This window comes from Roseateles saccharophilus, assembly GCF_031458095.1.
Taxonomy (GTDB): Bacteria; Pseudomonadota; Gammaproteobacteria; order Burkholderiales; family Burkholderiaceae_C; genus Pelomonas; species Pelomonas saccharophila_A.
This window is the reverse complement of record NZ_JAVDXU010000001.1, coordinates 380,224-391,766: the sequence shown is the minus strand read 5'-3', so window position 1 is coordinate 391,766 and position 11,543 is coordinate 380,224. Positions and strand designations below refer to the sequence as shown.

The window sequence follows — 11,543 nt, the reverse complement described above, 5'->3', positions numbered from 1 at the left end:
TCACTCTCGGGCCAATGCATCGACGGGGCTCAGCGCCGCTGCACGCCGTGCCGGCAGCGTGCCGAAGATCAGGCCCACGCCGCTGGACACCGCAAAGGCCACGCCCAGGGCCGCCCAGCTGATGACCACCTGCAGATGTTGCTGGGCCGCGTTGACGGCCTGCGCCGCCAGCCAGCTCAGCAGCACGCCCACCAGGCCGCCCAGGACGCACAGCACGACGGCCTCGATGAGGAATTGCAGCCTGACATCGCCCTGGCGCGCGCCCACGGCCATGCGGATGCCGATCTCGCGGGTGCGCTCCGACACCGACACCAGCATGATGTTCATGACGCCCACGCCGCCCACCAGCAGCGAGATGGCCGCGACGCCGGCGAACAGGGCCGCCATCGCGCTGGTCACGCTCTGGAACTTGCGGAACTCCTCTTCGCCGTTCCAGGTGCCGAAGTCCTCGCGCCCGTGCAGGGCCTTCAAGCGGTGGATGATCTGCTCGCGCACCTGCTGGGGCGGCACGCTCAGGTCCAGCAGCACGTCGAAGTTGTCGACGTCGGGGCGGGCATCGAGCTTGCGCGAGAAGGTGGTGTGGGGCAGATAGAGCTGGCCCAGCCAGCTGCCGAAGCTGAAGGCGCCGCCCTCGGGCGCGACGACGCCGACGACGGTGAAGGGCAGGGCGGCCGTGGGCGGTGGCGGCGCGCCGGGCACCGCCGCCTGGTCAGGGGGCGCCATGCCGGGGTTGACGAAGACGAGCTGGCCGATCGGCGACTCGCCTTTCTTGAACAGCGCGTCGCGCGACTTCTCATCCAGCACGACGACCTGGCTGCGCGTCTCGAAGTCCATCGCATTCAGGTAGCGACCCTGCACGACCTTGAGCTTGCGCGCCTTCAGCGTCGCCGCGTCACCACCGATGGCCTCCAGCATTGCGTCGCGCGACTGGTGGCGGGCGGTCAGCTGCATCTGGCGGTTCAGCGTGACGCTCTTGACGCCGTTCAAGGCGCGCAGCGAATCGATCTCGTGCGGCCGGAAGGGCTGGGGCACGGCGCCCGGCGGCAGGCTGGGGTTGCCGCGCCAGACCGGGATGCGGCCGGAGATCAGGCTGCTGAGGTCGGTCTCGATGGAGGCACGGGCCGCGGTGGTCAGCGCGACGATGCTGACGACGGAGGCGATGCCGATGCTGATGCCCAGCATGGACAGGGCCGTGCGCAGGCGGTTGCCCTTGAGTGCCAGCAGCGCCGTGGCGACAGCTTCGCGCCACTGCACCTGCAGGCGCCGCAGCCGGCCGCCTTCCTTGACCGGCGGCGCGTCGCTGGGCAGCTCAGTGGGCGGCCGGTGGCCGGCCGGCGTGCCGTTGTCGGCGACGACCTTGCCATCCTTGAGCTCGATGATGCGGCGCGCATGGGCGGCGACCGCGGCATCGTGGGTGACCAGGATGATGGTGTGGCCGCGCTGGTTCAGCTCTTCCAGCAGGCGCAGCATCTCGGCGCCTGAGGCCGAGTCCAGGGCGCCGGTGGGTTCGTCGGCCAGGATGATCTGGCCGCCGTTCATCAGCGCCCGCGCGATGGAGACGCGCTGCTGCTGGCCGCCCGAGAGTTCATTGGGCCGGTGATGCAGTCGCTCGCCCAGGCCCAGGCGCTCGAGCAGCGCACGCGCGCGCTCGCCGCGCGGGCCGGTGCCCACGCCGGCGTACACGGCGGGCAGGGCGGCGTTGGCGCGCGCATCCAGATGGGGCAGCAGGTGGTAGCGCTGGAAGATGAAGCCGAAGCGCTCGCGGCGCAGGGCGGCGAGGTCGTCAGGGCCCAGCGTGCTGGCGTCGTGCCCGTCGATGACGAAGCTGCCGCGCGTGGGGTTGTCCAGGCAACCCAGCACATTCATCAACGTGCTCTTGCCCGAGCCCGACTGGCCCATGATGGCGACGAACTCGCCGGCCTCGATGTTGAGGCTGACGCCGTCCAGCGCGGGGACGTCGATCTCGCCCAGCTGGTAGTGCCGGGCGACGTCCTTCAGCTCGATCAGGGCCATGATCAGCTGCTGGCTGCGCTGCCAGCCGATGCCGCCGCATCCGCCGCACTCGGCGGTGCCAGCAGCACCTTCTCGCCGGCCTTCAGGCCGTCCAGCACCTGCACCTTGGCGCCATCCTGCAGGCCGACCTTGACCTGGCGCGGCGTCTGCTTGTTGGCGGCGTCCAGCACCGTCACCGTGTAGCGGCCGTCCTTGCCGCGTTCGCCGAGAGCCACGACGGGCATGGCCAGCACCTGCCTGGCCGAGCCAGTCTCGATGTCGACCTGCACCGTCATGTCGCTGAACAGCGCTCTCTCGCGGTTGTCCACCTCGAAGAGCACGTTGTAGAAGACGGCATTGCCGGCGCGTTCGGGCACGGGCTGGATGACGCGCACCTTGCCCTCGTAGCGCTTGCCTTCGCCCGACAGCGTCGAGAAGCGCGCCGTCTGGCCCACTTTGATGGCCTGGATGTCGGCCTCGGGCACCTTGGTGCGCACGGTGATGGTGTCCAGATCGGCCAGCGTCAGGATGACGGGCGTGATCTGCACCGAGATCAGGGTCTGGCCGACCTGTACCGGCAGGTTGACGACGGTGCCGTTCATGGGCGCCGTGATGCGGGTGTAGGAGAGGCTGACCTTCTTCTTGTCCAGCTCGGCCTGCAGGCGCGTCAGATTGGCGGCCTGGCCGCGCAGATCGGCCTCGATCTTGGCGAGTTCGGTCTCGGCCTTCTCCGCCTCGTTGCCCGAGGTGGCCTGGCCGGCCAGCAGGCGCTGCTGGCGCTTGAGTTCGCGGCGCGCGGCGTCGGCATCGACCTTGCGGCTGTCGATGGAGGCGCTGGCCTGGGCCACGGCGGCTTCGGCCTGGGCGACGTCGCTGCGTGCCAGCTCGGGGTCGAGGCTGACGAGGAGGTCCCCCTTCTTGACCTGCTGGCCGAGCTCGATGTGGATGGTCTGGATCTGGCCGCTGACCTGGGCGCCGACATCGACCTTGGTCTTGGCCTGCAGCACGCCAGCGGCTTGCACGCTCTGCGTGACATCGGCCAGGGCGACGACGCCGCTGGGCGGCGGAGGCGGCGGGGGCGGGGTGCGGGTGAACCACCAGGTGGCGCCACCGATGGCGAGCACGGCGACGACGATCAGGCGCACACGCCAGCGTTTCAGAAACGAGTCTTTCTTCATGTCCCTCCCAGGACGATGGGGTCTTGCGCCCCTTGCAGCCGGCGTCGGCGCGATGGGTCGGCTAGCGTAGCAGTCGAACGGAGCCTGGCGGCTCCACTTCAGCCATCGTCGTCAGTGAATATCACCTTGGCGAAAGTCATGTGGGGTCAGGGCTTGCGCCTTCAAGCCCGCCGATCTATCCCGCCGATCTATCAGCGGCTATGCGACGTGAGCCGCGCGAGCGGCGACGCCATGCTGACGCCCGGAGCCGCTGTGCTGGCGCCACGCCCAGCCTTGGCGTCGTCATCCTCGCCACCGGCCGTCAGCGCGGCGATGCTGTCCGGGTTGCGGCGCATGGCCACGCCCACGGCGAGGATGTCGATGACCAGCAGGTGCAGGATGCGGCTGACCATGGGCAGGTGGGTGGCGATGTCCTCGATGTGGTCGACGATCAGCGTCACGTCGGCCTTCTTGGCCAGTGGGCTCTGGCTGGCCGTGATGGCCACGACCTTGGCGCCGCGCTCCTGGGCCTTTTCGACGACGGACAGCAGCTCGGGCAGGCGGCCGCCGCTGCTGATGACGACGGCCACATCGCCCTCGCGCAGCACGTCGGCGGCCAGCAGCTGCAGACGCGGGTCGGTGTAGGCGCCGCAGGGCATGCCGAAGCGCAGGAACTTGAATTGGGCGTCCTGGGCGACGACGCCGTAGTGGCCCAGCGCAAAGAACTCGATGCGCCCGGCGCCCAGCAGCATGTCGATGGCGCGGTCGATGGTGTCGCGGTTCAGGTGGCTGCGCACCTGCAGGATGGCGCTGGCCGTGTTGCCCAGCACCTTGGCGCCCAGCTCCAGCATGGAGTCGTTGGTGTTGACCTGGGTGTGGGTGACGGGCACGGTGCCGGTCAGGCCCGAGGCCAGACGCAGCTTGAAGTCCGACAGGCCCTCGCAGCCCAGCGAGCGGCAGAAGCGGATGACGGTCGGCTGGCTGACGCCGGCGGCGCGGGCGATCTCGGCGATCGGGTCGTTGAGCACCGAACGCGGCTGGGCCAGCACCAGGTCGGCCACGCGCAGTTCGGCCGGCGACAGCTCGCTGCGGGCGCGGCGGATCTGGCCCAGGATGGCCGAGCCGGGCGAGGCCTGCAGATTGCGCAGCTGGTTCTCGAGAATGGCCGAGGCGCCCTTGAAGGTGGCGTGCTCGGCGGTGATGACAAAGGTCGGGATGGCCGACACATACTCGCGGAAGCGCCCCTTGTCCTCGAAACGCTCGCGAAAAGGGCTGCGGTCGAAATACTCGCCCAGGCGCGGCACGATGCCGCCGCCGATGTAGATGCCGCCCAGCGATCCCAGCGTCACGGCCAGGTTGGCCGCGGCCGTGCCGAGCAGGCCGCAGAAGACCTCCAGCGTCTCCAGGCAGAGCTTGTCGCCGTCCTCCAGCGCACGCTGGGTGATGGCCGGGGCGAGCAGCGGCTCGGCATCGGTCACGCCGTTGCGGTCGGCCAGGGCCTTGTAGATCAGCTCCAGGCCGGGGCCGGAAATCAGGCGTTCGTAGGAGACGTGGTCCAGCGTCTTCCAGGCGAACTTCAGGATGTCCATCTCGCGCTCGTCGCGCGGGCCGAAGTTGACGTGGCCGCCCTCGGTGCCCAGCGCAATCCAGCCTTCGCCGGCCGGGATGAGGCCGGACACGCCCAGACCCGTGCCGGCGCCCAGCAGGCCGATGACGCTGGGCCGGCGCGCCTGGCCGCCACCCACCTGGTGCACGTCCACCTCGGCCAGCCGGGGCAGGGCCATGGCCAGGGCGGTGAAGTCGTTGACGACGACCAGGGTGTCCAGGCTCAGGCGCTGGCGCATCTCGTCGATGGAGAACTGCCAGTGGTAGTTGGTCATGCGCACCCGGTCGCCCTCGACCGGGTTGGCGATGGCGATGGCCGCGTGGGCGATCTGCTGCGGGCCACCCATGTCCTGCCAGTTCAGGCCCTGCAGATAGGCGCGCACGGCGGCGTGGAAATCGGCGTGGTCGGCGCAGCGCAGCGAGGCCATCTGCGTGAATTCGCCCGGGCCGATTTCCAGCGTGAAGCGGGCATAGGTGCCGCCAATATCGGCAAGCAGGCGGGGGCTGTCGAAACGGGGCATGGGCGCTGGAGGAAACCTGAAGGAAAGACGGGCGATTATCAGCAGGCGCGCAGGCGGCCCGCTCTGGTCCCAGTCGGGGGCGATTACCAGGAAAAGGTTTCGATAGGTTGTAGCTTCACTACAGCCCATCGGCAATCGAGTTTCCCCAGGGGCGATGGCCCGGTTATCGGGATTTGAAAGCGTTTTCGTCGTCGCAAACGGAATCCCAGGGTGAGCTTGTATTGCTGAAATCATGTAGTTTTGCTACCGTCCGCCGCGACCGTAAATTCACCCTTTTGAGCCCTGTGTCTGCCCACGCCCGACTCCTGAATATCCTCAGCCTTTTGCCCTGCCTCGTTTCGGGAGTCCTCGCATGAGCGCCGCCTATCCCTGGCTGGTGGCCGACGTCGGCGGTACCAATGCGCGTTTCGGCACGGTGGCTGGCCCCGGCGCCGCGGTGGAGGACGTGCGCGTGCTGCCCGTGGCGGGCCATGCGGGTCCGGCGGCTGCGGTGCGCGCCTATCTGGAAGGCCAGCCTGCCGGCAAGGCCAGGCCGCAAAGCGCGGCCTTTGCGCTGGCGACGGCCCTGGACGGCGACCACATCGAGCTGACCAATGGCGCCTGGAGCTTTTCTCGCTCGGGCACGCAGGCGGAACTGGGCCTGAAGACGCTGCTCTGCCTGAATGACTTCGAGGCTCAGGCGCTGTCGCTGCCGCGGCTGCGGGCCGACCAGTTGCGCGCCTGGGGTGCGCCGCCGCCGGCGACGGGCGATGTGGCCGTCGGTACGGTGATGGCCGTCATCGGCCCGGGCACGGGCCTGGGTGTTGGTGGTGTCGTGCGCGCGCCGGGCCGTTGGCTGGCGCTGCCGGGGGAGGGTGGCCATGCCACACTGGCGCCGGCCGATGATTTCGAGAGCGCCGTGCTGAGCCATGCACGCCGCGAGTTCCCGCATGTGTCGGCCGAGCGCTTCCTGTCGGGCATCGGCTTGCCGGTGCTGTGCCGCTGCGTGGCCGCGGCCCTGGGCCAGGGCGAGGAGGTCGGCGCGCTGACGACCGAGCAGATCGTTGCCCGCGGCCTGTCGGCCGAGTCGCCGGCCTGCTCGCGCACGCTGGATGTGTTCTGCGCCATGCTGGGAGGTTTTGCCGGCTGCGTCGCGCTAACCCTGGGTTCGCGCGGCGGCGTCTTCATTGGCGGCGGCATCGTGCCGCGCCTGGGCGAGCGCTTCTTCCAGTCGGAGTTCCGCAGCCGCTTCGAGGCCAAGGGACGCTTCCAGTCCTTCCTGGCGGGCATTCCCACGGCCCTCATCACCGACACGCTGGCGGCCCTGTCGGGCGCCTCGCTGGCGCTGGAGCAGGCCGACGCCTGATCCGCCGCGCGCGGTCTGCGCGCGGCCCTGATCTCCCTTCCTGAAGCCACGCCGGCCGCCACATGCGGCCGGCGTGGCTTTGTCGCATCTGGGCCTTCCATGCATACCGGTTGGCGCTGCGGCCGCGCCGCGCGTCCCGTTTCGTGCGTTTCGTCACGACCGTCGACCCTGTTGTTAACCCCTAAGCCAATGCTGTAGTTGCGCTACAAGTTTTGGCTTGCGACTGAGTTGTCAGACAAGTCGATCTACCGGAAGTATCAATTCCATGCTGGTATACCCTTGGTTTTTGGCCGAAATCAGGTCGCTTCTTCGCAACGTCTAGGGTTTACGCAGGTGCGGAAAAAAATCTAGTTTTGATACAAACACGGTCGAGACGTTGGGTTCTCGCCCACAAGACGCAGGCCGTCAACCCCGGCCGCGTCCTTCGGGCCAACCGTTTTCCAATGAACCAGAGGAGACATCCATGACCATGAGCCAAGACAAGCGCGGGGGCGCAGCGTCTTTCCGCATCAGTCCGGTCGCCATCGGCTGCACGCTGCTGATCGCCGCCACCGCCGCAACGGCGCAGCAAGAGCAACCGCAGCAACTCGAGACGGTGACCGTCACCGGCATTCGCAAGGCCGTCGAGGCTGCCATCTCGGTCAAGAAGAACGCCGATTCCATCGTCGATGCCATCTCGGCAGAAGACATCGGCAAGCTGCCCGATACCAGCGTGGCGGAATCGGTGTCGCGCCTGCCTGGCGTGGCCCAGCAGCGCAACAAGTCGACCGGCAAGGCGTCCACCATCAGCATCCGCGGCATGTCGCCGGACCTGAACGGTTCGCTGTTCAACGGTCGCGAGCAAGCCTCCACCGGTGACAGCCGTTCGCCCGAGTTCGACGTCTACCCGGCCGAGCTGCTGTCCGGCATCGTCGTGCACAAGACGCCCGACGCTTCCCTGGTCGGCCAGGGCCTGTCGTCCACCGTCAACCTGACGACGGTGCAGCCGCTGAACTTCGCCAACCGTGTCATCGCCGCGGGCTACCGTCGCCAGAAGACGGGCGTCAGCTCCGGCGCGCCGCAAGAGGGCAGCGGTGACCGCTACTCCTTCTCCTATATCGACCAGTTCGCTGACCGCACCATCGGCGTGGCCCTGGCGGTCAGCCGCCTGGACGAGCGCAACAACCAGCAGCTGAAGTTCGACAGCTGGGGTGGCTGGGCCGCCGACGTTCCCTACAACGGCAGCAACGTCAAGGTGCCGGGCGGCTTCAAGGCCGACGTCGAGACCAACGACAACAAGCGCGACGCCTTCCTGGGCATCTTCCAGTTCCGTCCGAACAAGGACTTCAAGAGCACGGTCGACATCTTCCAGTCGCGCGGCACGAACAAGCTCAAGCGCACCGGCCTGGAGGGGGCCATCCCCTTCGGCGCCAGCGGCGCGGGTTCGCTGTCCGACCAATACGATCCGGCTGGCGTGCTGTCCGCTGCCACCATCACCAACGGCGTGGCCGCCAGCGGCACGATGTCCAACTACAAGGCCGTCATCCGCAACCACCTGACGACCGACAAGGACAAGCTGACCAACTTCGGCTGGAACAGCGAGCTCAAGCTTGGCGACACCTGGTCGACCAACCTGGACCTGTCGCGCTCCAAGGGCGAGCGCCACACCAACCGTTATGAGACGACGGCTGGCCAGGCGGGCAACACGCCGGCTTCGCAGCTGGCCAGCATTTCCTGGACGGGCTTCAACGGCAACAACTTCCAGGACGTCCAGTACAAGACCAGCATCGACTTCTCCAACCCGGCCAATGCCCGTCTGACGGACGTCGAAGGCTGGTCGGGTGGCCCGAGCTCGCCCCAGGCCGGCTATCTGGCCCGCCCGGTGACGACGGACACGATCAACAACGGCCGCCTGACCTTCACGAACAACACCGACTTCGGCCCCATCCGCAGCACCAGCTTCGGCGTGAACCTGTCGGACCGCAAGAAGATCCGTACTTCGGACGAATACCGCCTGGCCATCAAGGGCGGCGACCCCTACGGCACGGCCCAGATCCCCAACGGCAGCAGCGTCGTCGCCAGCTACAGCGGCGTGCCCATCATTTCCTGGGATCCGACGGGCTCGGAAGGTTCGATCTACGACCTGGTCAACAAGGTCGACGAACCCATCCGCGTCAAGTTCTGGGACGTGCGCGAGAAGGTCAACACCGCCTTCGTCAAGGGCGACCTGGACGGCGAGCTGTTCGGCCTGAACTACCGCGGCAACGTCGGCCTGCAGGTCGTGCACACCGACCAGCACGGCGGCGGCTACTCGGTCGACAAGGCCAAGTGCACGGGCAACACCGCGACGACCTGCCCGGCGCAATACGTCTATGGCGACACCACCTACACCGACGTGCTGCCCAGCCTGAACGTCGCCTTCGACCTCGGCGGCGACCAGGTTGTGCGCCTGGGTGTGGCCAAGGTGCTGGCCCGCCCGGTCATGAACGATCTGCGCGCCGGCCTGTCGTTCAGCCTGAGCACGCCCACCAATGGCGACCCCGCTCAGCTGACCGGCGGCGGCGGCAACCCGATGCTGAAGCCCTTCCGCGCCAAGAGCTTCGACCTCTCGTATGAGAAGTACTTCGGCAAGAAGGGTGTGATCAGCATCGCCGGCTTCTACAAGAAGCTCGACACCTACATCGTCAACATCGGCCGCCGCTTTGACTTCGGGCCCTATGTGACCGGCTCGACGCCGCTGCCTCCGAGCGGCTCCACCATCGGTACGCTGACCTCACCGTTCAACGGCTCGGGCGGCAATATCAAGGGTGTCGAGCTGAATGCCGACCTGCCGTTCTCGCTGGTCACCAGCTGGCTCGACGGCTTCGGCGTGCAGATCAACCACTCCGACACGCAGAGCTCGGTCAAGCTGCCGATCAGCGGCGTCAACGGCGCAGACCTCGGCACGCTCGACATCCCGCTGCCGGGCCTGTCGCGCAAGGTCACCAACGCCAAGCTGTACTACGAAGCCAATGGCTTCCAGATCGGCGTGGCTCGCAAGTACCGCTCCAAGTTCCTGGGCGAGATCCGCGACTACGAAGACACGCGCAAGCTGACCTTCGTCAAGGGCGAGTCCATCATCGACCTGCAAGTGGCTTACGAGTTCCAGAGCGGTCCGATGAAGGGCTTCTCGGTCAATTTCTCGGCGCAGAACCTGGGCAACACCGAGTTCCAGCGCTTCCTGCCGGATGCCAATGGCAACGAGAACGTGGTCGAGTCGGTCAAGTACGGCAAGACCTATCTGCTGGGCGTGAACTACAAGTTCTGACCCTCGGCAGGGCCGAGAGGGGCATGGGTTCAAACCCTGCCCTTCAGCGGCTTGCATGACGGCCCCGCAGCGATATCGTCGGCGGGGCCTTTTCATTTCGAGAGCTCTGATGTCCCAGCAATTGATCCAAGACATCGTCATCGTCGGCGGCGGCACCGCGGGCTGGATGACGGCTGCCGCGTTGGCGACGGTGGTCAGCGACCGCTACCGCATCCGCGTCGTCGAATCCGATGAGATCGGCATCGTCGGTGTCGGCGAGGCGACCATCCCGATGATCCAGCGCTTCAACCGCGTCGTCGGCATCGACGAGAACGAGTTCATGCGCGAGACCCAGGGCACGTTCAAGCTCGGCATCGAGTTCGTGAACTGGGGCAGGCTCGGGGACCGCTATATGCACGGCTTCGGCCGCGTCGGCCAGGACCTGTGGACCGTGCCCTTCGACCAGTATTGGCACCGCATGCGCGCCCTCGGCCGCGCGCAGCCGCTGGAGCAGTATTCGATCTCCCGCATGGCCAGCCTGGCCAACAAGTTCATGCCGGCCCGGCCGGACATCCCGAACTCGCCGCTGGCCGACATCACCTACGCCTATCACTTCGACGCCAGCCTCTACGCCAAATACCTGCGCCGCCTCAGCGAGTCGCGCGGCGTGCGCCGCACCGAGGGCAAGATCACCCATGCCACGCGGCGCGGCGAAGGCGCGAACGCGGGCCATGTGGACGCCGTCGTGCTGGAGAGTGGCGAGCGCGTCGAGGGCGACCTCTTCATCGACTGCTCGGGCTTTCGCGGCCTCCTGATCGAGCAGACGCTGCAGACGGGCTTCGAGGACTGGACGCATTGGCTGCCCTGCGACCGCGCCCTGGCCGTGCCCTGCGAATCGGCCAAGGTCCTGACGCCCTATACGCGCTCGACCGCGCACCGCGCCGGCTGGCAGTGGCGCATCCCGCTGCAGCACCGCATCGGCAACGGCCATGTCTATTGCAGCCAGCACATCAGCGACGACGAAGCCGCGGCCACGCTGCTTGCCAACCTGGATGGCAGGCCCCTGGCCGACCCACGCCCCATCCGCTTCAAGACCGGCATGCGCAAGCTGGCCTGGAACCAGAACGTCGTGGCCATCGGCCTGGCCAGCGGCTTCCTCGAGCCGCTGGAGTCCACCTCCATCCACCTGATCCAGGCAGCCGTCCAGCAGTTGATCGACTTCTTTCCCGACCGCGGCTTCGAGGCGACCGACATCGCCGCGTTCAACGCGCACAGCCGCTTCCACTACGAGCGCATCCGCGACTTCATCATCCTGCACTACCACCTCAACCAGCGCGACGATTCGGAGTTCTGGCGCGCCTGCGCCCACATGGCCATTCCCGACTCGCTGCGCGAGAAGATCGAGCTCTTCCGCAGCCATGGCCGCGTCATGCGCGTCAACAATGAGCTCTTCACCGAGGTGGGCTGGTTGCAGGTCATGGAGGGCCAGAACCTACTGCCGCAGCGCCACCATCCGCTGGCCGAGCTGCAGTCCGAGCAGGCGACCTTCGACTACCTCGAAAGCGTCCGGGACGTCATCGCCAAATGCGTGGGCGTCATGCCCGATCACGCCGAGTACATCGCCCAGAACTGCGCTGCCAAGCCGATGTGAGACCGCC

General features: G+C 67.5%; 6 protein-coding genes. 3 read left to right on the top strand and 3 right to left on the bottom strand.

The genetic code is table 11. The features are described from left to right. From J2X20_RS01615 to J2X20_RS01605, 3 genes are all read right to left on the bottom strand, one after another. Positions 1–2,013, bottom strand: a complete 2,013-nt coding sequence (locus tag J2X20_RS01615) for an ABC transporter permease (protein WP_310259902.1) — start codon at positions 2,011–2,013, stop codon at positions 1–3. Positions 2,014–2,015: 2 nt separating this feature from the next. Continuing rightward, a complete protein-coding gene (locus J2X20_RS01610) occupies positions 2,016–3,170 on the bottom strand; it encodes an efflux RND transporter periplasmic adaptor subunit (protein ID WP_310259899.1) in 1,155 nt (384 codons plus the stop codon). Positions 3,171–3,361: 191 nt separating this feature from the next. Continuing rightward, positions 3,362–5,275, bottom strand: a complete 1,914-nt coding sequence (locus J2X20_RS01605; protein WP_310259896.1) for a glucokinase — start codon at positions 5,273–5,275, stop codon at positions 3,362–3,364. 352 nt (positions 5,276–5,627) lie between these two features. Here J2X20_RS01605 and glk point away from each other — a divergent pair, with 352 nt between their 5' ends. The 3 genes from glk to J2X20_RS01590 all read left to right on the top strand — a co-directional run bounded on the left by glk (position 5,628) and on the right by J2X20_RS01590 (position 11,536). Continuing rightward, on the top strand, positions 5,628–6,620 hold the full coding sequence (gene glk, locus J2X20_RS01600; protein ID WP_310259893.1) for a glucokinase: 993 nt from the start codon (positions 5,628–5,630) through the stop codon (positions 6,618–6,620). 463 nt (positions 6,621–7,083) lie between these two features. Beyond that, positions 7,084–9,906: a TonB-dependent receptor gene (locus tag J2X20_RS01595; protein WP_310259890.1), complete on the top strand. Its 2,823-nt coding sequence runs from the start codon at positions 7,084–7,086 to the stop codon at positions 9,904–9,906. 109 nt (positions 9,907–10,015) lie between these two features. Then, positions 10,016–11,536 (top strand): tryptophan halogenase family protein, encoded by a 1,521-nt coding sequence (locus J2X20_RS01590; protein ID WP_310259888.1) that lies wholly within the window; start codon positions 10,016–10,018, stop codon positions 11,534–11,536. Positions 11,537–11,543 lie beyond the last annotated feature (7 nt).